This is a genomic window from Burkholderia sp. NRF60-BP8 (assembly GCF_001522585.2).
Taxonomy (GTDB): domain Bacteria; phylum Pseudomonadota; class Gammaproteobacteria; order Burkholderiales; family Burkholderiaceae; genus Burkholderia.
Window position 1 is genome coordinate 635,628 of record NZ_CP013374.1, and the last position, 23,808, is coordinate 659,435.

At 69.4% G+C, this 23,808-nt stretch carries 21 protein-coding genes and 1 pseudogene; 9 read left to right on the plus strand and 13 right to left on the minus strand.

What is annotated here, in order from left to right; genetic code table 11:
* Positions 1–55: 55 nt before the first annotated feature.
* Positions 56–349 (minus strand): hypothetical protein, encoded by a 294-nt coding sequence (locus tag WS54_RS32520; RefSeq protein ID WP_080747843.1) that lies wholly within the window; start codon positions 347–349, stop codon positions 56–58.
* Here WS54_RS32520 and WS54_RS32525 point away from each other — a divergent pair.
* Together WS54_RS32525 and WS54_RS32530 are read left to right on the plus strand one after the other, a co-directional pair.
* Positions 348–1,484, plus strand: coding sequence for a sigma-54 interaction domain-containing protein (locus WS54_RS32525; RefSeq protein WP_082725101.1), 1,137 nt, complete (start codon positions 348–350; stop codon positions 1,482–1,484). The two genes, WS54_RS32520 and WS54_RS32525, sit on opposite strands and share 2 nt — an antisense overlap.
* A gap of 241 nt (positions 1,485–1,725) precedes the next feature.
* On the plus strand, positions 1,726–3,426 hold the full coding sequence (locus WS54_RS32530) for a dihydroxyacetone kinase family protein (RefSeq protein ID WP_034208863.1): 1,701 nt from the start codon (positions 1,726–1,728) through the stop codon (positions 3,424–3,426).
* Between the two features lie 16 nt (positions 3,427–3,442).
* On the opposite strand, the gene WS54_RS32535 is transcribed toward WS54_RS32530, so the two are convergent.
* Complete coding sequence (locus WS54_RS32535) at positions 3,443–3,730, minus strand: DUF1330 domain-containing protein (RefSeq protein ID WP_034208862.1); 288 nt, start codon at positions 3,728–3,730, stop codon at positions 3,443–3,445.
* Positions 3,731–3,991: 261 nt separating this feature from the next.
* On the opposite strand from WS54_RS32535, the gene WS54_RS32540 reads away from it, so the two are divergent.
* Both WS54_RS32540 and WS54_RS32545 read left to right on the plus strand, forming a co-directional pair.
* A complete protein-coding gene (locus tag WS54_RS32540; protein WP_059781978.1) occupies positions 3,992–5,377 on the plus strand; it encodes an MFS transporter in 1,386 nt (461 codons plus the stop codon).
* 301 nt (positions 5,378–5,678) lie between these two features.
* A complete protein-coding gene (locus WS54_RS32545; RefSeq protein WP_059781980.1) occupies positions 5,679–6,611 on the plus strand; it encodes an MBL fold metallo-hydrolase in 933 nt (310 codons plus the stop codon).
* A 141-nt stretch (positions 6,612–6,752) separates the two neighbouring features.
* On the opposite strand, the gene WS54_RS32550 is transcribed toward WS54_RS32545, so the two are convergent.
* From WS54_RS32550 to WS54_RS32600, 11 genes and pseudogenes are all read right to left on the minus strand, one after another.
* A complete protein-coding gene (locus tag WS54_RS32550; protein WP_059781981.1) occupies positions 6,753–8,147 on the minus strand; it encodes an aspartate aminotransferase family protein in 1,395 nt (464 codons plus the stop codon).
* Positions 8,148–8,167: 20 nt separating this feature from the next.
* Positions 8,168–9,646 (minus strand): NAD-dependent succinate-semialdehyde dehydrogenase, encoded by a 1,479-nt coding sequence (locus tag WS54_RS32555; RefSeq protein ID WP_059781983.1) that lies wholly within the window; start codon positions 9,644–9,646, stop codon positions 8,168–8,170.
* 121 nt (positions 9,647–9,767) lie between these two features.
* Positions 9,768–10,238 carry an Lrp/AsnC family transcriptional regulator gene (locus WS54_RS32560; protein ID WP_034208857.1) on the minus strand — a complete coding sequence of 157 codons (471 nt, stop codon included), beginning with the start codon at positions 10,236–10,238 and terminating at the stop codon, positions 9,768–9,770.
* Between the two features lies 1 nt (position 10,239).
* Entirely contained in the window at positions 10,240–11,277 is a 1,038-nt protein-coding gene (gene doeB / locus WS54_RS32565; protein ID WP_059781985.1) for a N(2)-acetyl-L-2,4-diaminobutanoate deacetylase DoeB, read from the minus strand.
* A 3-nt stretch (positions 11,278–11,280) separates the two neighbouring features.
* On the minus strand, positions 11,281–12,489 hold the full coding sequence (doeA, locus tag WS54_RS32570; RefSeq protein ID WP_059781987.1) for an ectoine hydrolase DoeA: 1,209 nt from the start codon (positions 12,487–12,489) through the stop codon (positions 11,281–11,283).
* A 10-nt stretch (positions 12,490–12,499) separates the two neighbouring features.
* A complete protein-coding gene (locus tag WS54_RS32575; RefSeq protein WP_059781989.1) occupies positions 12,500–13,504 on the minus strand; it encodes a cyclodeaminase in 1,005 nt (334 codons plus the stop codon).
* A gap of 1 nt (position 13,505) precedes the next feature.
* Positions 13,506–14,477, minus strand: coding sequence for a hydroxyectoine utilization dehydratase EutB (eutB, locus tag WS54_RS32580; protein ID WP_034208853.1), 972 nt, complete (start codon positions 14,475–14,477; stop codon positions 13,506–13,508).
* A 107-nt stretch (positions 14,478–14,584) separates the two neighbouring features.
* A complete protein-coding gene (gene ehuR / locus WS54_RS32585) occupies positions 14,585–15,997 on the minus strand; it encodes a MocR-like ectoine utilization transcription factor EhuR (RefSeq protein ID WP_059781990.1) in 1,413 nt (470 codons plus the stop codon).
* A 146-nt stretch (positions 15,998–16,143) separates the two neighbouring features.
* Entirely contained in the window at positions 16,144–16,986 is an 843-nt protein-coding gene (locus WS54_RS32590; RefSeq protein ID WP_059781992.1) for an HpcH/HpaI aldolase/citrate lyase family protein, read from the minus strand.
* Positions 16,987–17,051: 65 nt separating this feature from the next.
* Positions 17,052–17,186: pseudogene (locus WS54_RS32595) on the minus strand (acyl-CoA dehydrogenase family protein); the annotation flags it as partial.
* A 38-nt stretch (positions 17,187–17,224) separates the two neighbouring features.
* A complete protein-coding gene (locus WS54_RS32600) occupies positions 17,225–18,085 on the minus strand; it encodes an FAS1-like dehydratase domain-containing protein (RefSeq protein WP_059781996.1) in 861 nt (286 codons plus the stop codon).
* A 322-nt stretch (positions 18,086–18,407) separates the two neighbouring features.
* Here WS54_RS32600 and WS54_RS32605 point away from each other — a divergent pair, with 322 nt between their 5' ends.
* From WS54_RS32605 to WS54_RS32625, 5 genes are read left to right on the plus strand one after another with little or no spacing between them, the layout of a single operon-like run.
* Entirely contained in the window at positions 18,408–18,887 is a 480-nt protein-coding gene (locus WS54_RS32605) for a MarR family winged helix-turn-helix transcriptional regulator (protein ID WP_034208849.1), read from the plus strand.
* On the plus strand, positions 18,884–21,007 hold the full coding sequence (locus WS54_RS32610; RefSeq protein ID WP_034208848.1) for an FUSC family protein: 2,124 nt from the start codon (positions 18,884–18,886) through the stop codon (positions 21,005–21,007). Before WS54_RS32605 ends, WS54_RS32610 begins: the two co-directional genes overlap by 4 nt.
* Before the next feature lie 34 nt (positions 21,008–21,041).
* Positions 21,042–21,254, plus strand: a complete 213-nt coding sequence (locus tag WS54_RS32615) for a DUF1656 domain-containing protein (RefSeq protein WP_006481008.1) — start codon at positions 21,042–21,044, stop codon at positions 21,252–21,254.
* A gap of 1 nt (position 21,255) precedes the next feature.
* A complete protein-coding gene (locus WS54_RS32620) occupies positions 21,256–22,224 on the plus strand; it encodes an efflux RND transporter periplasmic adaptor subunit (RefSeq protein WP_034208847.1) in 969 nt (322 codons plus the stop codon).
* Positions 22,221–23,732, plus strand: coding sequence for an efflux transporter outer membrane subunit (locus WS54_RS32625; protein WP_059781998.1), 1,512 nt, complete (start codon positions 22,221–22,223; stop codon positions 23,730–23,732). The genes WS54_RS32620 and WS54_RS32625 overlap by 4 nt, the downstream gene beginning before the upstream one ends.
* Positions 23,733–23,808 lie beyond the last annotated feature (76 nt).

The following is a 23,808-nucleotide window of genomic DNA, read 5'->3' on the forward strand; positions in this document are numbered from 1 at the left end:
CCGGCACTGGCGTTCCGCCAAATGCGCGATAGTGGCAAGCATCCCGGCTCACGCGTCACATCGATATTCCGCGCCACGATGAACCGGGCGCAGCGGATTTGCTGATGCACTGCTGATCAGGCAGCAACGCATCGCGCGCGCCAGCGTCGAATTCGACGCTTCGACGTCGTCGCACCGCCGCTCTTGCTCGCCATTGCAGGTTCCGCAGCAATCGCGCTTTGGTTATCAGAAATCGATGCTTTTCGCGCGCGGCGAAACGTTCAACACTCTGCTGACTACGCAGCAGCCACACCGCGGCGCCCGCCGGCACGGGCCCGCTTTGCCCGGCCATCCAACGGTTCATCGCCATGACTTCCATTTCCGCATCGCCGCGCCCGTTCAATCTTCGCGTCGTCGCCGCGTCCCGCGACCCGGCCGGACTTCAGCCCGCCGGGCACGCGGCGCCGGTGCTCACGTTGCCCGAACGTCACGCGCCGGCCCGCGCGCATGCGCAGGTGTTCGCCGATCCGCATTCGCTCGCGCTGCTCGAACAGGTTCGCCGCGTCGCGCCGAGCGACGCGAACGTGCTGATCGTCGGCGAGACGGGCACCGGCAAGGAGCTGATCGCGCGCCACGTGCACGCGCTCGGCGCGCGTCGCGACGGGCCGTTCGTCGCGGTGAACTGCGGCGCCTTCTCCGACACGCTCGTCGACAGCGAACTGTTCGGTCACGAGAAAGGCGCGTTTACGGGCGCGTTCAGCGCGAAGCCCGGCTGGTTCGAAGCCGCGCACGGCGGCACGCTGTTTCTCGACGAAATCGGCGACTTGCCGCTCGCGATGCAGGTCAAGCTGCTGCGCGTTCTGCAGGAGCGCGAGGTCGTGCGGCTCGGTTCGCGCACGGGCATTCCGGTCGATGTCCGGGTGGTCGCGGCCACCAACGTCGACCTGCAGCAGGCGGTTGCGGCCGGGCGGTTTCGCGGCGACCTGTTCTACCGGCTCAACGTCGTGCAGCTCGCGGTCCCGCCGTTGCGCGAGCGCCCGGGCGACATCCTGCCGCTCGCGCGCCACTTCTTCGACATTTACCGCGACCGGCTCGGCGGCGGGCCACGCCGCATCGATGCACGCGCCGAGCGCCGGCTCGAGGCACACGGCTGGCCCGGCAATATCCGCGAACTCGAGAACGTGATCCATCACGCGCTGCTGGTGAGCCGGCACGACGCGCTGCAGGACACCGACCTGCACATCGCGCCGTCGTGCCTGCCGACCGCTGCCGCGCCCGCAGCCGGTTCGTCCACCGACGCGCAGGCAGCGCTCGAACACGCGCTGCGCGACCTGTTCGACGAAGGGCACGGCAATCTGTTCGAACGTATCGAGGACACGGTGATGCGTGTCGCGTTCGAATTCAGTCACCGCAACCAGATCCGGGCCGCGCAGTTGCTCGGCATCAGCCGTAACGTGCTGCGTGCGCGGCTGATTCGCGCGAAGGCGATTTCCGCGCTGAAATAGCGGCGCCGCCGCTGCGCCCCCGGGCGCCATCGCGTCGCGATCTGCGCCGCGACGTCCGAACCTGATGTATCGTGGCGCGAAGCGCACGCTTCGTTGCCCGCCCCGCGTCCGGTCGCCCGTCATGCGACCGTCGGCGACCGGCAACGGGTCACGCACGATCCTCCGCAACACGAAAACGAAAGTCGTCCGGCGCCCGTGCGCGCCCGGCCGAACCCCGTTCACCCGTCCGGAATCCGTCGCCATGAAAAAGCTTGTGAACCGCCCGTCCGACGTCGTGCGAGAAATGCTGGAAGGCATCGCGCGGCAATCGCCGCATCTCGCGATCCTCGGCGACGAGCATGTGCTCGTCCGCCAGCCGCTGCCCGAGCCGTCGCAGCGGCCGGTCGCGATCCTGTCCGGCGGCGGCAGCGGCCATGAGCCCGCGCACGGCGGCTATGTCGGCGAAGGGATGCTGAGCGCGGCCGTGTGCGGCGAAGTGTTCACGTCGCCGTCGACCGACGCCGTGCTCGCCGCGATCCGCGCGAGCGCCGGCCCGAACGGCGCGTTGCTGATCGTGAAGAACTACACCGGCGACCGGCTCAATTTCGGGCTCGCCGCCGAGCTTGCGCGCGCGGAAGGCATTCCGGTCGAAACCGTCATCGTCGCCGACGACGTGTCGCTGCGCGGCCGCGTCGAGCGCGGCCAGCGACGCGGGATCGCCGGTACCGTGCTGATCCACAAGCTCGCGGGCGCTGCCGCCGCGCGCGGGCTGCCGCTCGCCCGCGTCGCGAGCATCGCGCGCGACGCGGCGGCCGAGCTCGGCACGATGGGCGTCGCGCTCGACGGCTGCACGATCCCGGGCGCCGACAAGTCCGGCTTCAGCCTCGCCGATCACGAGATCGAGCTGGGCCTCGGCATCCACGGCGAGAAAGGCGTCGAGCGCCGCGCGCCGCTGCCGGCCGATGCGCTGGCCGACACGCTGCTGTCGAGCATCGTCGCCGATCTCGTGCTCGACCGCGACGAACGCGTTGCGCTGTTCGTCAACGGCCTCGGCGCGACGCCGGACATGGAACTCGCGATCGTGCTGCGCGCCGCGTTCGACAACCTGAGCCGGCGCGGCATCGTCGTCGCCCGCGCGTGGGCCGGCACGTTCCTGTCCGCGCTGAACATGCCCGGCTGTTCGATCTCGGTGCTGCGGCTGAACGACGAGCGCGCGGCGCTGCTCGATGCGCCGACGCAGGCGCGCGCATGGCCGGGCGGCGGCCTCGTGAACACGCGGATCCGCGTGGCCGCGGCCGCGTCGCAGGACGCGCCACCGCCGCCGCTCGATGCGGCCGGTCGCGCGTGGGCCGCGCGCCTGCAACCGGCGCTGCACGCGGTCGCGCAGACGCTGATCGATCACGAGCAGACGCTGACGGATCTCGATGCGGCAGCCGGCGACGGCGATCTCGGCGCGAGCATGCGGCGCGCCGCGCAGACGATCCTCGAATTGCCCGACACCGCGTACGGCACGCCATCGGGTGCGCTCGCGGCGCTCGGCGCCGCGTTGCGCCGCGCGATCGCCGGCAGTTCCGGGCCGTTCTACGCGACCGCGCTGCTGCGCGCGTCGCGCCGGCTGGCCGACATCGCCGAGCCGTCGCCGCGCGACTGGGCAGCGGCATTCCGCGCGGCGGTGGATTCGATCGGCGAACTCGGCGGCGCGCGGGCGGGCGACCGGACGATGCTCGATGCACTGGTGCCGGCCGTCGACGCATTCAGCCGCGCGCTGGACGGCGATCGCGATCCCGCGAGCGCATGGATGGCGGCCGTCGAAGCGGCCGAGCAAGGTGCGCAGGAAACGGCGCGCATGACGCCGCGCGCGGGGCGGGCAAGCTATCTGGGCGAGCGGGCGATCGGTACGCCGGACGGCGGGGCGGTGGCCGTCGCGTACTGGTTGCGGGCGTTGCAGCCGCACGTCCGGTAACGACGCGCGGCCGCGTTCAGACGCCCTCGACCAGCACCGCGCGATAGCGGGCGCCCTTGAACCGATGCTGGACGACCCGCTGGTATTCGGGGCCGTGATACCACGCGTGCGCGGCCTCCTTCGACGGGAACTCGACGATCACGACGCCTTCCGGGCCGTCCCCCTCGAGAATTTCCTGCGGCCCGTATGCGGCGAGCACCTTCACCGGATGGCCGGCAAGGGTCGCACCGACCTGGCTCGAATAGGTGTCGAGCTCATGCTGGTCCTGCGTGCTTTCCCGCGTAAAAACGATGTAGGTCGCCACGATACGCGCTCCTGATGGAAGGTGAAAAAAGGGACGCCACGCGCTGCACGGTCCGATCGACCTGCATGGCAGCGTGCAGCTTACCGCCGTTCGCCGCCCGGCGCCGCGAAGCGCCAGCGGCGGCCCGCGCCAGCCCCCAGCCCGGCACGGGAAAACCCCGATCCCCACATCGTCCTATGACATCCGGCATCGCAAATTGGCGGGATTACTTTGATCCTCGTCGGCGCCCGCCCGGGCGCATGCTGATAGCGAGGATCCCTCATGCGATACGTGCCATCGTGGACTTCCGTTTCCGCCGCGTCGTCGACTCCCGACGACGCGACCACCCAACGCGGCGACGAGCCGCACTGTCTGCCGCGGGTCGCGATCGCGGCCGCCGCCCTCGGCAATGCGACCGAATGGTTCGATTACGGTATTTACGCGTACGGTCTCGCGTACATTTCCGCCGCGCTGTTTCCCGGCAACACCGCGAGCGCGACGCTGTTCGCACTCGGCACGTTCGCGATCTCGTTCCTGATCCGCCCGCTCGGCGGCCTGTTCTGGGGGCCGCTCGGCGACCGGCTGGGCCGCAAGCGCGTGCTCGCGCTGACGGTCCTGACGATGTCGGGCGCGACGTTGCTCGTCGGCCTGCTGCCGAGCTACGCGACGGCCGGCTGGCTCGCCCCGGCCGCGCTGATCGTGCTGCGCATGGTGCAGGGGTTCTCGACCGGCGGCGAATACGGGGGTGCGGCCACCTTCATCGCCGAATACGCGCCCGATTCGCGGCGCGGCCTGTGCGGCAGCTTTCTCGAATTCGCGACGCTCGCCGGCTTCTCGCTCGGCGCGTTCCTGATGCTCGGCTTCGCGCTGCTGCTCGGCGATTCGGCGATGCATGCGTGGGGCTGGCGCCTGCCGTTCCTGGTCGCGGCGCCGCTCGGCCTGATCGGCTTCTATCTGCGCTCGCGCCTCGAGGAAACGCCGGTATTCCGCGAACTCGAGGAACAGGCGCACCGCCGCGAGAAAAACGTCCTCGCCGCGCTGCCGATCCGGTTGCTGCTGGTGCGCTACGCGAAGCCGCTGCTGCTGCTCGGCGGGCTCGTCGTCGCGCTGAACGTCGTCAACTACGTGCTGCTCGCGTACATGCCGACCTACATGCACAAGGAGCTCGGCGTCAGCGAGAACATGTCGCTGCTGATTCCGCTGATCGGCATGCTCGCGATGATGGTGCTGCTGCCGTTCGCCGGCTGGCTGTCGGACCGCGTCGGCCGCAAGACGATGTGGTGGATCTCGCTCGTCGGGCTGTTCGTCGCGGCCGTGCCGATGTTCACGCTGATGACGCACGGTCCGCTCGGCGCCTTCATCGGCTTCGCGGTGCTCGGCGTGCTCTACGTGCCGCAGCTCGCCACCATTTCCGCGATGTTCCCGGCGATGTTCCCGACCCACGTCCGGTATGCGGGCATGGCGATCGCGTACAACGTGTCGACGTCGCTGTTCGGCGGCACCGCGCCGATCGTCAACGACTGGCTGATCGGCAAGACCGGCAACGCGCTGATTCCCGCCTACTACATGATGGCCGCCTGCGCGGTCGGGCTGATCGCGCTGCTGGCGGTGATCGAGACGCGCGGGTGTTCGCTGCGCGGCGACACTCTTCCCGGCCAGCCGGGCTGACCCGCGCGCCGGCGGCGCCCGGCTTCCCATAAACGGCATCCATTGCATCGCCCGCCGTCCGGCAACGGACGGCGGGCGATGTGCATTTCGAGCGGCGAAGCCCGCTGTCGGATTGTTGTCGCCCGGACAACACGATGTGCACGCGTGCAACGCTGTTGGCGTGTGTCGGCCGTCACTACAATCGCTGGCAACGTTCGATCGAAATCCGGTCGAACCGAAGCGCGCGATCGTCACGATCGCGCTCGCGAACCGCGCAGCGTCGCGCGGCTCGATCCCCACTCGACGAACAGGATTACTGAACATGAACGCACCCATCCGCAACGTCCAGCCCGTCATCGCCCGCTTGGGCAACGAAGGTTCGGGCGAGCTCGTTTCGTCCCGCTACGCCGTGCGCATCGGCGAAGTCGATGTCGTGCTGATCAGCGACGGCGTGCTGCCGCTGCCGACTTCCACCATGTCGACCAATGTGAGCGAAGCGGACCGCAACGCATGGTTCGACGGCCGCTTCCTGCAACGCGACATGTTCGACTGGGCGCTCAACATCGCGCTCGTGCGCAGCGGCGATCGCCTGATCCTGATCGACTCGGGCGTGGGCGACGGCTTCGAATACTTCACGCGCGCCGGGCGCTCGGTCATGCGTCTGGAATCGGCCGGCATCGACCTGGCCGCGATCACCGACATCGTGATCACGCACATGCACATGGACCATGTCGGCGGGCTGAACGTCGACGGCGTCAAGGCGAAGCTGCGCCCGGACGTACGCATTCACGTATCGGCCGCGGAAGTGGCGTTCTGGAAAAATCCCGACTTCAGCAAGACGGTGATGCCGGAAACCGTTCCGCCCGCGCTGCGCAAGGCGGCGGCGCGGTTCGTGGAACTCTATGGCGAGAACATCGTGCAGTTCGACCGGACCGTGGGAGTCGCCGCGGGCGTGTCGGCGCGGGTGACGGGCGGCCATACGCCCGGGCACTGCGTGGTCGACGTCGCATCGAACGGAGAAAAGCTGACGTTCGCGGGCGACGCGATTTTCGAGGTCAACTTCGACCATCCCGACTGGCAAAACGGCTTCGAACACGATCCGGACGCGGCGGTCGACGTGCGTATCGCGCTGTTCAACGAAGCCGCGGACACCGGTGCGCTGCTCGCCGCGGCCCATGTCGCGTTCCCGTCCATCGGCCATGTTGCAAGGCACGGCGACGGGTTCCGTTTCGTTCCAGTCGTGTGGGACTACTGATGATATGTCGGTAGCCGACGTGCACCTCAGGCGATGCACCGACGCCTTTTCCAGACCGTATCGGCAAGAAAAAACGCCGCCGCACTTGCATGCGGCGGCGTTGCATCGCGCGCCGAAGCGCGCATCAGGACCGCTCGAACATCACGCGACGGCCGACAGGTTCCGCTCGGCAACCTCGTCCACTGCATCCTTGACGATCGCGACGATCTCGTCGGCCTCTGCCCGCGTCATCACGAGCGGCGGCGCGAAACCGAGAATGTCGCCGTGCGGCATCGCACGCGCGATCACGCCGCGCTGCAGCGCGGCCGCCGACACCTGCGCGCCGATCTTCAGCGCGGGATCGAACGGCGTGCGTGCGTCCTTGTCGGCCATGAACTCGAGCGCGGCCAGCATGCCGACGCTGCGCACCTCGCCGACGAGCGGATGCGCGCCGAACGCGTCGCGCAGCTTCGCGCCAAAGTAGCCGCCGACGTCGGCTGCGTTGCCGACCAGGTTCTCGCGCTCCAGGATCGCGAGGTTCGCGAGCGCGGCGGCCGCGCATACCGGATGGCCCGAATACGTCCAGCCGTGCCCCATCGGCCCGTGCTCCTGCGAGCCGCGCGCGATCACGTCCCACACCTTCTCGCCGACGATCACGCCCGACAGCGGCGCATAGGCGCTCGTCAGACCCTTCGCGACCGTGATCAGGTCGGGCGCGATCCCGAAGTGCTGCGCGCCCATCTTCGAGCCGAGACGCCCGAACCCGCACACGACTTCATCGGAGATCAGCAGGATGTCGTGCCTGCGCAGCACGGCCTGGATCGCGGGCCAGTAGCCGGCCGGCGGTTCGATGATGCCGCCCGTGCCCATCACCGGCTCCGCGATGAAGGCGGCGATCGTGTCGGCGCCTTCGCGGGCGATCAGCTTCTCGAGTTCGTCGACGCAGTACGCGACGAACTGCGCTTCGTTCATGCCGGCCGGCGCCTTGCGATACCAGTGCGGACACACCGTATGCTTCACGCGATCGATCGGCAGGTCGAAATGCTGGTGGAAGCTCGGCAGGCCCGTGAGGCTGCCCGTCACGATGCCCGAGCCGTGATAGCCGCGCTCGCGCGAGATGATCTTCTTCTTGTTCGGGCGGCCGAGCACGTTGTTGTAGTACCAGACGAGCTTGACCTGCGTCTCGTTCGCGTCGGAACCCGACATCCCGTAATAGACCTTCTTCATCCCCGCCGGCGACCAGTCGATGATGCGCGACGACAGCTCGATGATCGCGTCCGACGCGTGGCCGACGTACGTGTGGTAATACGCGAGCTGCTTCGCCTGTTCGTACATCGCGTCGGCGACTTCGGTGCGGCCGTAGCCGATGTTCACGCAGTAAAGGCCGGCGAACGCGTCGATATAGCGCTTGCCCTGGTGATCCTCGATGCGGATGCCTTCGCCGCCGCGCACGATCTTGCCCGGCAGCGCGCCGGTCTCGTGATCGTATGCGTGCGTCGACGGGTGCATGAAGTGGGCGCGGTCCTCGCGCAGCAGTGCGTCGATCGATTTTTGCATGATGTGCTCCTTTGAATGGGTCAGGCCGTCGCCGCAACCGGCAGGCCGAGATTGCCGAGGCAGAAGTACTTGGTTTCGGTGAACGGCTCGAAGCCCTCGGTGCCGCCTTCGCGCCCGAGGCCCGACGCCTTCATCCCGCCGAACGGAATCGGCGCGCCGGTGAATTTCACGCCGTTGACCGACACCATCGCGAAATCGAGCCGCCGCACGAGCTGGAAGATCGTGTCGATGCGCGTCGCGCATACGTAGGCGGCGAGGCCGTACTCGGTGTCGTTGGCCGTTTCGACGGCTTCGTCGAGCGTGTCGAACGCGCTGACGGCCGAGATCGGCGCGAAGTTTTCCTCGTCGACCACGCGCATGCCGGGCGCGGCATCCGCGATCACGGTCGGCTCGTAGAACCAGCCGCCGAGCGCATGCGGCCGCCCGCCCGCGACGATGCGCGCGCCGCGTGCCCGCGCATCGTCGACGCGCGCCACCGTCGCGTCGAACGCGGCCTGATGCATCAGCGGACCGACGTCCACGCCCTGCTCGAACGCGGGCCCCGTCTTCAACGCGCGCACCGCGTTCGCATACCGTTCGACGAAGGTGTCGTACAACGGGCGCGCGACGAGTATCCGGTTCGCCGCGCAGCAGTCCTGCCCCGACGTCTGGAACTTCGCGCCGACGGCAATCCGCACCGCCTGGTCGACCTCCGCATCCTCGGTCACGATCAACGGCGCATTGCCGCCCAGTTCGAGCGCGATCTTGCGGATGCCGGCCTTCGCGGCGGTTTCGGTCACGAGCCGTCCGACCCGCGTCGAGCCGGTGAAGCTCACCGCACGCACGCGCGCGTCGCCGACCAGCGTTTCCATCGCCATCTGCGGCTCGCCGAGCACCACGTTGAACACGCCGGCCGGGAAGCCTGCCTCGTCGGCGAGCTGAGCGAGCGCGAGCGCCGAGAACGGCGTTTCGTGCGCGGGCTTCACGACCACGGTGCAACCGACCGCGATCGCGGCCGCTGCCTTGCGCGTGATCATCGCGGCCGGGAAATTCCACGGCGTGATCAGCGCCGCGACGCCGACCGGCTCCATCACGGTGCCGAGATGCGCGCCGTCGATGTGGGTCGGAATCGTGCGGCCGGCGACGCGCTTCGCCTCGTTCGCGAACCATTCGACGAAGCTCGCCGCATAGCGGATCTCGCCGCGCGCTTCGGCCAGCGGCTTGCCCTGTTCCAGCGACAGCAGCGCGGCCAGATCGTCGACGTGACGCAGGATCAGCGCGTGCCAGCGCAGCAATGCCGCGCTGCGCACCGCTTGCGGCGTCCAACGCCAGCTTCCGTACGCGCGCTGCGCGGCGTCGACGGCCGCGACGATCTGCGCGCGTTCGAGCATCGGCACGTGGCCGATCACCGCCTGGTCGGCGGGGTTGACGACGGCGACCGTCGCGGCACTGTCGCTGTGGATCCAGCGACCGTCGACGTAACAGGTCGACTTGAACAGAACGGGGTGTCCGGGCAGCATGCTGCGTCTCCTCGTTGGTGGGCACGGACTTCATTGTGTCGCGCCCGCGCATGCGGAAATTTCGGTTTGCACCGCCTGAAATGCCGGTTTTTTCCGTATTGCCACGCGCCGGCGCGAACTTTCACAGCCAGTCCGGCGCGCCGCCGGATCCGCACTTCACGACCTTCGTCACGATGTACGTGAAGTAGCGCTCGATGCCGAGGTCTTCCATCAGCAACGCATCGATGAAGCGCTGGTAATGGTCGATGTCGCGCGCGACCACGTGCAGCACGTAGTCGACGCCGCCGCCCGTCGCATAGCACTGCGCGACCTCGGGCGCCGCGGCCACGCGATCCTCGAAGCGCCGCATGTCGGGTGCCGTGTGCCGCGACAGCGTCACCTCGACCACGATGCGGCTGCCGGAGAACGCGCCGATCCAGTCGACGTCCGCGCGATAGCCGCGAATCACGCCGCTTTCCTCGAGCTTGCGCACGCGCTCCCAGGCCGGCGAAATCGACAGGTTCACGGCCTCGGCGAGCTTCGACTTCGTGATGCGCCCGTCGCGCTCGAGCAGGCGCAGGATCGCGAGGTCGTATCGGTCGAGCTTGATCACGTTATGCGTCGCCCCAGGCCGCCACCGGGATGTTGCGCTCGACGATGTCGGCCACCACCGCGATCGTGTCGCCCGTCTGCACGATGCCCGGAAAATGCCGCGCGGCGAGCAGCCCGCGCCGCCGTGCGACGTATTCGACCGGCGTGACGCCCGTACGGTCGATGTCGTGCACGCGCGCGAGCACGTCGCCGGCCTCGACCTCGCTGCCCAGATCGACGCACATCTCGAGCAAGCCGCGATGCTCGCTGGTCGTGTAGCAGGCGCCGTCCGGCATGTCGAGCAGCGTCGTCGTGCGCGGCGCGCCGCCCGCGCCGGCGCGCCGCGCGAGCACGCCGGCATGCGCGAGAAAGCCGCGCACGCCACGCTCCGCGATCGCGACGCTCGCCGCCGTCGACGTGCCGCCACCGCCCAGCTCGGTCGACACGAACACCTTGCCGGCTTCCTCCGCCGCGCTGTCGTACAGGCCGACGCTGTCGAGTTCCAGCATGCGCATCGAATACGGCGCGCCGAACGCGCGCATCGCGCGCTCGCAGCGCGCCTCCTGGTCGCGGTCTTCCAGTACGTGAATCGCCGCGAACGGCACGAAGTCGAGCGTGCGGCCGCCCGCGTGAATGTCCAACACGTGCGTCGCGAGCGGCAGCAGGTGGCGCTGGAAGTAATCGGCGATCTTCTCGGTCACGGTGCCGTCCGGCCGGCCCGGGAAGCTGCGGTTCAGGTTGCCGGCATCGATCGGCGACGTGCGGCAACCGGCGCGGAACGCCGGGTAGTTCATGAACGGCACGACGATCACGCGGCCCGTCACGTCGGCCGCCTTCAGCGAACCGGCGAGCTTCGACAGCGCGACCGGCCCTTCGTATTCGTCGCCGTGATTGCCGCCGGTCAGCAGCACCGTCGGCCCGTCGCCGCGTTTCACGACGGTCACCGGAATCATGATCGCCCCCCACGCGGAATCGTCGCGCGAGTAAGGCAGCTTCAGGAAGCCGTGCTGTTCGCCGTCCGCGTCGAAATCGACGGTCGGTGTAATCGGAGAAGCACGCATCGCCTACTCCTTCACGAACAGCTTGCGCGGCACGTTGCAGAACGTCTCGACGCCGGTCTCGGTGATCAGGATGCTTTCCGTGATCTCCAGCCCCCAGTCGTCGAGCCACAGCCCGGGCATGAAATGGAACGTCATGCCGGGTTCGAGCACCGTACGGTCGCCCGGACGCAGGCTCATCGTGCGCTCGCCCCAGTCGGGCGGATAGCTCGCGCCGATCGGATAGCCGCAGCGGCTGTCCTTCTCGATGCCCGCGCGGCGCAGCACCGCGAAGAATGCGTTCGCGATGTCCTCGCATACGTTGCCCGGCTTCGCGGCCGCGAGTCCCGCTTCGATGCCCTCGACCACCGCGCGCTCGCCGTCGATGAAGTGCGCGGGCGGCTTGCCGAGATAGACGGTGCGCGACAGCGGGCAGTGATAGCGGCGGTAGCAGCCGGCAATCTCGAAGAACGTGCCGGCGCCGCGCGAGAACGTCGAGTCGTCCCAGGTCAGGTGCGGCGCGGCCGCGTCCGCGCCGGTCGGCAGCAGCGGGACGATCGCCGGATAATCGCCGCCGAAGCCGTCCGCGCCGCCGATGCCGGTCGCATAGATCTGCGCGACCAGGTCGCTTTTCTTCATGCCCGGCTCGATCGTCTCGACGATGTGCGCATGCATCCGCTCGACGATGCGCGCGGCCACGCGCATGTACTCGATCTCGCGCGGCGACTTCACCGCGCGCTGCCAGTTGACGAGTGCGGTCGCATCGAGCCAGCGCGCGGCCGGCAGATGCTGCTGCAGCGACGCGTACGCCGCCGCGCTGAAGTAGTAGTTGTCGAGCTCGACGCCGATGCGCAGCGTGCTCCAGCCGCGCGCCGCGATCACCTCGGTCGACAGGTAATCCATCGGGTGGCGCGCGGTCGACTGCACGTAATGATCGGGATAGCCGACGATATTCTCGTGCGCCATGAACGCGGTGCGCTTCGCGCCGTTCGCGTCCTGGCCGCGGCCGAACCACACGGGTTCGCCGTCCAGCGCCAGCAGCACGCACTGGTGCACGTAGAACGACCAGCCGTCGTAGCCGGTCAGCCAGCTCATGTTGGTGGGGTCGGTAACGATCAGCAGGTCGATGCCGGCCCGCTCCATCGCCGCGCGCGTCTTCGCGATGCGCGCGGCATATTCGCTGCGCGCGAACGCGAGACGCGGCGCGGCGTTCTGGGTTTCGATGACTGCGGACATCTGTCTCCTCTCAAGTCGTGAGGTCGTTGTGAAAAATCGTGCCCACTTCCGCCGCGCGGGCGCGTTGCAGCGCGAGCACGGCAATCGCGGTGTCCTGCGCGCCGGTGCCGGTCAGGTCGCAGATCGTGATGTCGTCGCGATGCGTGCGGCCGTCGCAACGGCCGGTAATCACTTCGCCGAGTTCGGGAAACACGGCGTCGGCCGCGACGGCCCCGGCCGCGATCGCGTGCGCGAGTTCGCCGGCCACGCGGGTCTGCTGCAGCCGGTCGCAGAAATAGCGTGCGGCGCCGAACACCGACGGCGCGAGTTCGGTCTTGTAATCGGCGTCCGAACCCATCGCCGTCACGTGCAGCCCGGGATGCAGGTCTTCCGCGTGCACGAGCGGTGCGCGGCTCGGTGTGGTCGTCACCGCGATGTCCGCGTCGGCCAGCGCCGCTCGCACCGAGCGCGCGACCGTCGCGTCGATGCCGTGCGTCGCGCGCACGTCGGCCGCGAATGCCGTGGCCCGCGCGGTATCGCGCGCCCACACCGTCACGTGCGTGATGTCGCGCACGAGCCTCAGCGCGGCGAGCTGCAACCGCGCCTGCTCGCCCGCGCCGACGATCGCCGCGCGGTGCGCATCGGCCCGCGCGAGCCGGCGCGCGGCCACCGCGCCGGCCGCCGCGGTGCGTACGGCCGTCAGGTAGCCGTTGTCGAGCAGGACGGCCTCGGTCAGGCCGGTGCGCGCGGACAGCACGAGCATCAGCCCGTTCAGGCTCGGCAGCCCGAGCGACGGGTTGTCGAAAAAGCCCGGGCTGACCTTGATCGCGAAGCTGTCGAAGCGCGGCAGGTACGCCGTCTTCACGTCCACTTCGGCGTCGCGCGCCGGCAGCGCGAGATTCAGAATCGGCGGCATTACGACCGCGTCGGTCGCGAGCGATGCGAACGCGGCCTCGACCTGGTCGATCGCGGCGAGATCGAGCGGCACCAGCGCACGCAGTTGCGCCTGACCGAGCAACGTGACGGGATGGGCCATGTCAGTTCTCCGAAACGAGCCGGCGATGCACGGCCATGTCGATGTTCGCGCCGCTCACGACGACCACGATCGGGCCGTTGCGGTCGCGGCGCACGATCCGCTCGTCCAGCAACGCGGCGAGGCCGACCGCGCCCGCACCTTCGACGACGAGCCGCTCTTCCCGATACGCATGCGCGATGCCGCGTGCGATGGACGGCTCGTCGAGCAGCACGACGTCGTCGGCCAACGCGCGCGTCATGTCGAACGTGTAGCGATTGTCGAGGCCGATGCCGCCGCCGAGCGAATCGGCCAGCGTGGGCTGCTCGTCGACGTCGACCGGGCGGCCGGCCGCGAGGCTCGCGTGCATCGCGGCGCCGCGCACCATCGATACGCCGATCACCTCGATCGGCGGCCGGATCGCCTTCGCGGCAAACGCGACGCCGCTGAACAGGCCGCCGCCCGACAGCGGCACGACGAGCGTCGCCGTATCGGGCAGCGCCTCAAGTATCTCGACGCCGATCGTCGCCTGGCCCGCGATGATGCGCGGATCGTCGAACGGCGGCACGTACGCATGGCCTTCGTCGCGCGCGAGGCGCCGCGCTTCGACCTGCGCGTCGTCCTGGCTGTCGCCCGCGATCACCACGCGCGCGCCGAGCGCCGCGACTGCGTCGACCTTGTTGGCCGGCACCAGCGACGACATGCAGACGGCCGCGTCGATGCCGAGCGCGCGTGCCGCATGCGCGACCGCGCGGCCGTGGTTGCCGGTCGACGCGGTGACCACGCGCGTCACGCCCTGCGCCGCGAGTTCCGCGAGCGCGTTGGTTGCGCCGCGCAGCTTGAAGCTGCCGGTCGGCTGCAGCGTTTCGAGCTTCAGGTGGACGGGCGCGCCAACGCGCGCGGACAGCGCGGCGGACGCGACGAGCGGCGTACCGTCGGCGCGCCCGGCGAGGCGGCGGCGCGCACGGTAGACGTCGGACAGCGACAGGAAGGACATGGAACGCACGCCTCGCGACGAATGTGATGCGATCCAGTCTAATGTTCCAAATCGCGCTTTCGAATGTCCTGATACATTGCGCGCGACGTCGCGGCAGCGCCGCCGGTTCAGTGGAAATCGTTCAGGTGCGGATACTGTTCGAACACGCCCGCGATGGTCTCGAGCGCCGCGTTGCATGCGGCATCCGACGTTTCGGCGCCGATGCAGACGCGCACCGCGTTCGGCCGCTCCGTGCCGCCGACGAGAAACGGATCGGGCGACGTCACCGCGATCTTGCGGGTGCGCAATTCGCGAACGAGCCGCTCGGCCTGCCAGTAGTCGGGCACGCGCAGCCAAGCCGAAAGCGCGTTCGGGTGCGCACCGAGCACATACGGCCCGAGCGCGGCCTTCACCATCTCCTGGCGTACCGCGAGCCGCCGGCGCTGCAGTTCGACGAGCCGCCGCGCGGTGCCGTCGGCGATCCAGCGCGTCGCGATCTCCGCGATCGGCGACGTCGCCATCCAGCTGCTCACGCGCAGCACGCTCTCGACGCGCAACGCGAGCCGCCGCGGCATCGCGAGATAGCCGGTGCGCAACCCGGTCAGCACCGATTTCGTCATGCTCGTGCAGTAGAAGCCGAGCTCCGGAATCAGGCCGGCGATCGGCGTGCCCGTCTTCTCCGGGAGCGGGCCGTACACGTCGTCCTCGATCACGTACACGCCGTAGCGCGTCGCGATGCGCGCGATCGACCGCCGCCGCGACTCGGTCATCAGCGACACGGTCGGGTTATTGAGGGTCGGCGTACACACGAGCGCGCTGATCCGCTCGCCGTCGCACATCTCCTCGAAATGTTCGGGACGAATGCCGTGCTCGTCCATCTCGAGCCCTTTCAGCGTAAACCCGAGCACGTTCGCGGAGCCGATCACGCCGTGATCGGTCAGGCTCTCGCACAACACGGTATCGCCCGGCCCGACGATCGACGCGAGCGCGAGAAAGATCCCGTGCGCCGCGCCGTTCGTGACCAGCAGCGATTCGCGATGCACCGGCATGTTCAGCGACGCGAGCCACGCGGCGCCGGCGTCGCGATGCGCGTCGAGGCCGGCGATCGGCCGGAACGAGCGGATCCACGGCTGATCGTCGGTGCCGGCCAGCGCCGCGCACACGCTTCGCCACGCGGCATCGTGCTCCGGCGTGTGCACGATGCGGGCGATCGAGAAGTCGACCAGTTCGCGCTCGGTCGTATCGAGGATGTAGTTCGACATCGATTCGGTCACGCGCGCGGCCACGAAGCTGCCGCGGCCGACCTCGCAGCGGATCAGCCCCTGGCGCTCCAACTCCTTGTATGCGTTGGTGACGGTCTGCACGCTGACGCCGAGGCTCGACGCGACGTCGCGCTGCGGCGCGAGCCGCGCGCCCGGCGCAAGCGCGCCGTTTTCGATGTCGCTGGCGATCGCCTTCACGAGCCGCTTGTATTTCGACTCGATGCCGTGCACCGCGCCGATCGCGTCGCGCCAGCCTGCCGATACCTCGGTCCGTCCCATCTCGATGTCTCCGTCGTGGCTTGCGCATGGTCGCTCAGAAAGCCACCCCGAAAATATTGTCCTAGTGCAATCGCGCGCGAAAGCAGGACTTGCGGGTCGAATCGGCGGTGCAATCGGCGTGCCCGGCAAGGGGACGGGCCGGTCTTTTATTGTTCGGACGAATGTCGCGGGCTGCCTACCCGCGCAGAATGGGCCAGAATGCGCCGCGCCTTCAGGATCACCGGCGTGTCGATCATCCTGCCGTCGAGCGCGACCGCCGCGCCGCCGCTCGCCTCGACGGCATCGAGCACGCGCCGCGCCCACGCCTGTTCCGCGTCGGTCCACGCATAGGCGCGGTGCACCGCGTCGAGCTGCTTCGGGTGAATGCACAGTTTCCCGCCGAAGCCGAACCGCCGCGCGTCGCGCGCATGCCGTTCGATCGCGGCGGGATCGTCGATGAACGTCGACACGCCGTCGACCGGCGGCGCGATCCCCGCCAGCCGCGACGCGAGCACGATCCGCGAGCGGAACGCGTTCAGCGCTTCGCCGTCGCCGTCGATCCCGAGATCGACCTGGAAATCGAGCGTGCCGAACGCCACGCGCACGACGCGCGGCGCGGCACACACCTGATCGAGCCCCGCGATGCCGGCCGCCGTCTCGACGATCGGCAGCAGTTCGAGCGCACGATGCGCGTGAGCGAGCACCGCGTCCACCTGCGCACGCGTGTCGCACTTCGGCAGCATCACGCCGGCCACGCCCGGATGCACGGCGATCACCGCGATGTCGTCGGCGAACCATGCGGTGTCGGCTGCATTCACGCGCACCCACACGGGCCGCGCGGCATCGAGTTGCGCGACGACCGCGTCGCGCGCCGCCGGCTTGCCGTCCGGCGGCACCGCATCCTCGAGATCGACGATCACCGCGTCGGCGCCGGCCGCCCGCGCCTTCTCGAAGCGTTCCGGACGATTGCCGGGAACGAACAGCCACGAACGGGCGGACGCGGACGTCATGCCGAGGCCTCCGGAAACAGCGTGCCGATCGCGTCGCACGACGTGGCCTGCCGCGCGTCGGCAAGGAGCCGCTCGACCTCGGCGTCGGGATAGCCGCGTGCGTCGTCGATCCGGCGGAAATACTCGCCGGGAAACGGGCTGCACAGGTCGCGCACCGCTTCGCGGATGTCCTGGCACGGGTCGTGTTGCGTCGTCTGCATGTCCGTCGTCGATGAAGGAAGGAAAGGCAGCAAGCGCGTCATACGAGGGTCGCCGTGGCCTGCATCGTCAGCCAGCCGTCGCGATCTTTCGCCCACAGCTCGATCGTGCGGCCGTCGTCCGACGGCTTGCCGCACAGCGCGAACGGCTCCGAATCGAAGGTCGGGCGCACCGCGCGGAACGCGAAGCTCGCGAGCGTCGCGTCCGGCCGTTCGCGGTGCACGAGATCGACGAGCAGCGTCGCGATCAGCGGGCCGTGCACGACGAGCCCCGGATAACCTTCTTCGTGCGTCACGTAGCGGCGGTCGTAGTGGATGCGATGGCCGTTGAAGGTCAGCGCCGAATAGCGGAACAGCATCACCGCGTCGGCCGTGACCGTACGCGACCACGTCTCGCCCACGGGCGGCGCGACCGGCTTCGGCGCAGGCGCACTTGCGTGCGGCGCGTCGCGATAGACGATGTCGTGCTCTTCCTCGACGCACAGCGCGCCGCCGGATTCGATCCGGTGCTGCACCGTCACGAACACGAGCCGGCCGCTGCGGCCCGTCTTGTCCTCGATGTTCGCGATCGTCGATTCGCGCGTCGCGCGCTGCCCCGCACGCAGCGGCGCATGGAACGTCAGCCGGCCGCCGGCCCACATGCGGCGCGGCAGCGGCACCGGCGGCAGGAAGCCGCCGCGCTTCGGGTGACCGTCCGGGCCGACCTCGGCCAGCGGCGCGATCGGCAGGAAGTAGAGCCAGTGCCACATCGGCGGCACGACGTCGCCGGGCGACGGGCGATCGAGCGTGGCGGCCAGCGCGTTCAGCGGGAACGCGGTGATGTCGTCGCCGAGCGTTTCGGTCTTGCCGAGCCACGCGTCGAGCGATGCGGACGTGGCGGGCTGCGAGGATGAGGTCGACACGGGCGGAGCCTCCGGTGCGCTTGCAATGGCCCCAATATGCACGCCGCGCGCGGGTTCGTGAAGTCGGCTTTCCCGAACCGGGACTTCGTATTTGCTTGACGCGGCCGTGCGTCGTGCTTCCGGGCGGTTCTCGTCTGACTATTCAATATAGTCGCCGCGCGGGACGTGGGCGGTTCGGGGTCGCCAGCCTTACGGCTTGCCCCCGGCCGGCACGCCGCCTAAATTGCTTCAGACGGGCCGGCCGTGCCGCATACGACGTGTCATCCGGGTGACGAAAAACGATAGTTTGCTATCGAATGTTTTTGCCCCTATCATCTCGCCCATGACCAATCTGCACGACCTCCGCCTCGCCGTCAGCAGCCTGCTCGTGCTCACCGCGCGCAAGTGGCGCCGCACCAGCGACGGCGTGCTGACCGCGTACAACGTATCCGAGGCGTGCGCGACGCCGCTGCTGATCGCCGGCCGCCTCGGCGAAGGCGTGCGGCAAGGCACGCTCGCCGAGCACGTCGGCATCGAAGGGCCGTCGCTCGTGCGCCTGCTCGACCAATTGTGCGCGGCCGGCCTCGCCCGCCGCGACGAGGATCCGCACGATCGTCGAGCGAAGACGATCTCGCTGACGGCCGCCGGCCGCGCAATCACCGCGAAGATGGAGGAAGACCTGCGCGCGCTGCGCGCACAGGTGCTCAAGGGCGTGTCGCGCGCCGATCTCGAAGCGACGCTGCGCGTGCTGAACGCGTTCAACGCGGCCGATCTGCATCCTTCGGCGTCGCACCCGTCCCGCCCCGTCGATTCCGCGTCATGACCTATCCGAGCCTTCGCGACTGGCTGTTTTCGGGCAAGACGTTCGCCGCGTCGATGCTGGCGCTGTATCTCGGCCTGTATTTCCAGCTGCCGCGCCCGTATTGGGCGATGGCGAGCGTCTACATCGTGTCGAACCCGTTCGTCGGCGCGACGCGCTCGAAGGCGCTGTACCGCGCGCTCGGCACCGCGCTCGGCGCGGCCGCCGCGATCTTCTTCGTGCCGCCGTTCGTCGAGACGCCGCTCCTGTTCAGCATCATCGTCGCGACCTGGTGCGGCACGCTGCTGTACCTCGCGATCTCCGACCGCACCGCGCGCAGCTACGTCTTCATGCTCGCCGGCTATACGATGCCGCTGATCGCGCTGCCGACCGTCACCGATCCGTCCACGGTGTTCGACGTCGCAATCGCGCGCACCGAGGAAATCGTGCTCGGCATCGTGTGCGCGAGCGTGGTCGGCAGCACGGTGTTCCCGAACCGGCTCGCGCCGACGCTGATCGAGCGCACCGACGCATGGTTCAAGGACGCCGCGTTCTACGGCCGCGAAACGCTGTCCGGGCACCTGGCCGGCAAGGCGCTGTCCGCGTGCCGGCAGCGGCTCGCCGCGACGATCACCGGCCTCGAATTCCTGCTGAGCCAGCTGGGCTACGACCATGCGCATCCGCGTGTGCTCGCGCGCGCGCAGGCGCTCGCGGGCCGGATGCAGCTGTTCCTGCCGCTGATGTCATCGCTCGCCGATCCCTTGATCGCGCTGATGCGCGACCTGCACGTGCGCCCGCCCGCGCTCGACGCGCTGCTGGCCGACGCCGCGAAGTGGTTCGACGCGCCGCTGCCGGCCGTCAAGACCGGCTCCGACGGCGACATGGCGCACGATCCGGTCGCGGACGACCTGCGCGAGCGCATCGCCGCGCTGCAGCCGCCCGACAGCGCGCTGGCGAGCTGGGACGGCGCGCTGCTGTCGAATGCGCTGTGGCGGCTGCGCCAGGTCATCGACATCTGGCAGGACTGCCGCTCGCTGCGCGCGCTGATCGCGAACGAGTCGGGCGTGTGGCAGCCGCGCTACCGGCACTGGCGGCTCGGCGGCACCGAGCGCTTCTTCGATCGCGGGATGATGCTGTTCTCGACGCTGACCGTCGTGTTCGCGATCGTGTTCGCGTGCTGGCTGTGGATTTCGTCCGGCTGGCACGACGGCGCGGCCGCCGTCACGCTCGTGGCCGTGTCGTGCAGCTTCTTCGCCGCGCTCGACGAGCCGGCGCCGCTGGTGTTCAAGTTCTTCCTGTCGACCGCCGCGAGCGTCGTGTTCGCGGGCCTGTACCTGTTCGTCGTGCTGCCGCACGTGCACGATTTCGCGATGCTCGTGCTGATGTTCGCGGGCCCGTTCATCCTGATCGGCACGCTGCTGCCGCGCCCGCAGTTCAACATGGTGACGATGCTCGTCGCCGTGAACACGGCCACCTTCATCAGCATCCAGAGCGCGTACGAAGCCGATTTCTTCGTGTTCCTGAACAGCAACCTCGCGGGTGTCGCCGGGCTGCTGTTCGCCTACGTCTGGACGCGTGCGACGCGCCCGTTCGGCGCGGAACTCGCGGTGCGGCGCCTGCTGCGCTCGGGCTGGGAGGACGTCGCGCGCTCCGCGTCGACGCAGCCGCTCGACGATCAGCGCAACCACGCATCGCGGATGCTCGACCGCGTCACGCAACTGCTGCCGCGCCTCGGCGCGTCCGACGACCATCGCCATCCGTCTATCGAGAGCTTCCGCGACCTGCGCATCGCGTTGAATGCGCTCGACTTGCGCCGCTCGCGCCGCCGGCTGTCGGGCGACGTGCCCGACGCGATCGATCGCGTGCTGGCCGGCGTCACCGATCACTACACGCGCTGCGCGGCCGCGAACGCGCGCCAGCCCGCGCCGCCCGCGCTGCTCGCGACGATCGACGACGCGCTGCAGCGCGTGGCCGGCCGCACCCTGCCGGGCGCCGCGCCGGCCGACGGCGCGCCCGCACCCGCGGCGCCAGCCACGCACCGCCGGCTGCGCGACACGCTGCACGCGCTCGTCGGCCTGCGCCTGTCGCTGTATCCGGCCGCGGCCGCGCAAGCGCCGCAGGCCCCGGACGGAGCGCGCGCATGAGCCGGCTTTCCACCCTGTCCTTCCGACCGCGACCATGATCGGCGAAATCGATATCTTCGGCGTGTTCGTGCCGGCCCCGCTCGTACTGATGCTGATCGCTTACCTGATCAACATCGTCGTGCGCGCGGTGCTCGAGCGCGTCGGCTTCTACCGCCTCGTCTGGCACCGTTCGATCTTCGACCTCGGCATCTACGTGTTCGTGCTGGCCGCCGTCGTGATCGTGTCCCACCAACTCGTGGCTACCTAACGTGAAAAAAACCTGGCTCTCGGCAGGGCAAGTCCTGCTCACCCTGATCGTCGTCGTCGTGGCCGGCCTCGTGCTGTGGCGCATCATCAACTACTACATGTTCTCGCCATGGACGCGCGACGGGCACGTGCGCGCCGACGTGATCCAGGTCGCACCGGACGTGTCGGGCCTCATCACGTCGGTGCAGGTCGCCGACAACCAGGCCGTCAAGCGCGGCCAGGTGCTGTTCGTGATCGACCAGGCGCGCTACGCGCTCGCGGAGCGGCTCGCCGAAGCAACCCTCGCGCAGCGCCGCGCGACGCTCGCGCAGGCGAAGCGCGAATACGCGCGCAACCTGCAGCTCGGCAACCTGGTCGCGAGCGAACAGGTCGAGGAAAGCCGCACGCGGGTCGAGCAAGGCGAGGCCAGCGTCGCCGATGCGCAGGTGTCGCTCGACACCGCGAAGCTGAACCTGCAGCGCACGACGATCGTCAGTCCCGTGGACGGCTACCTGAACGACCGCGCCCCCCGCGTCGGCGAATACGTGCCGGCCGGCCGCGCGGTGCTGTCGGTCGTCGACCGCAACTCGTTCCGCGTCGACGGCTACTTCGAGGAAACCAAGCTGCGCGGCATTCATATCGGCCAGCCGGTCGACATCATCGTGATGGGCGAGCCGCATGCGCTGCGCGGTCACGTGCAGAGCATCGTCGCCGCGATCGAGGATCGCGACCGCACGCAAGGCGCGAACCTGCTGCCGAACGTGAATCCGGCGTTCAGTTGGGTGCGGCTCGCGCAGCGCGTGCCGGTGCGGGTCGTACTCGACGAGGTGCCGGACGATTTCCGGATGATCGCGGGCCGCACCGCGACCGTGTCGATGCGCGGCGCCGAAGCGCGCCGCGACGACAACGCGAAACCGGTTGCCGCCAGCGCCGCGGGTGCGTCCTCGACCGCATCCGGTACGGCCGCGAGCGCCGTGGGAGCATCGCAATGAAGCGGCACCGTCTGCGCGTCGCGGCGACGCTCGCCCCGCTTGCGCTCGCACTCGGCGCGTGCAAGTCGGTCGGCCCCGACTACAAGCTGCCGCAACAGGCGTACGTCAATGCGCCGCTCGCGAACCATGCGCTCGACGACGCGAACGGTGCGCTGGTGTCGCGCGACGCGGTGCCCGGCAACTGGTGGCAACTGTACGACGACCCGGTACTCGACGGGCTCGTGCGCGATGCGTTGAAATCGAACACCGACCTGCGCGTCGCCGCGGCGAACCTCGCCCGCTCGCGCGCGGCGTTGGTGGTCGCCAACGAACAGGGCGGCTTCTCGGGCCGCGCGGAAGCGGCCGTGCAGCGTGCGCAGGAATCGGCCGAGCAATACCTGCTCGAAAACAAGCTGCCGGTCGTCAACGAAGGCGCGGTCGGCATCAACGTGTCGTACGAACTCGACCTGTTCGGCAAGCTGCGGCGCGGCGTCGAAGCCGCACGCGCGGACAGCGAGGCCGTCAAGGCGGCCGGCGACCTGGCGCGCATCACGGTCGTCGCCGACGTCGTGCGCGCGTACGTCGAGGGATGCTCGGCCGGCGACGAACTCGCGATCGCGAAGCAGTCGCTCGCGCTGCAGAAACAACGCGTCGCGCTGTCGCAGCGACTGCGCGACGCCGGGCGCGGCAACCAGACCGACGTGACGCGCGGCGTGACGCAGGTGCACACGCTCTCCGCCGACATTCCGCGCTTCGAAGGCCGCCGCAAGATCGCGCAGTACCAGCTCGCCGCGCTGCTCGCGCGCGCGCCGGCCGACCTGCCGAAAGCCGCCGCCGAATGCGAACGCCTGCCGAAGCTGCGTCAGCCGATTCCGATCGGCGACGGCGCCGCGCTGCTGCGCCGCCGTCCCGACGTACGCGAGGCCGAGCGGCAGCTCGCAGCCGCGACCGCGCGGATCGGCGTGGCGACCGCCGCGCTGTACCCGTCGGTCAGCATCGGTGCGTCGGCCGGCTCGGTCGGCGTCGCCGCCGATCTGTTTTCGTCCACCACGAATCGGTGGTCGTTCGGCCCGCTGATCAGTTGGTCGTTCCCCGTCAACGGCCAGCGTGCGCGCGTGCGCGAAGCCGAGGCCGCGACGGGCGGCGCACTCGCGCACTTCGACGGCGTCGTGCTGAATGCGCTGCGCGAAACGCAGTCGAGCCTCGCGACCTATGCGGCCGACGTGCAGCGCGCGGATGCGCTGCGCACCGCCTACGAATCGGCCCGCAATTCCGCTGCCGAAACGCATCGCCTCTATGCGGCTGGCCGCGAATCGTTCCTCTCCGATCTCGACGCGACACGCACGCTGACGAGCGTGCAAGCGCAGGTCGCGGCGGCCGAAGGCCAGGTCGCGGCCGACCAGGTGCGGCTCTTCCTCGCACTCGGCGGCGGTTGGGACAGCGATGACGCAACGGCCGCAGCGGACGCCGGCGCCGCCGCCGCCGCCGCCGCCGCCGCGGCACCCGCGACCGGCGCGTCGGCGCCGTAGCATCATCGCCGTCGGCACGAAACGCATGCATGCGTGCAACGTGCCGTGACGGTGGGGGTTCCTGATTCGCGCGATA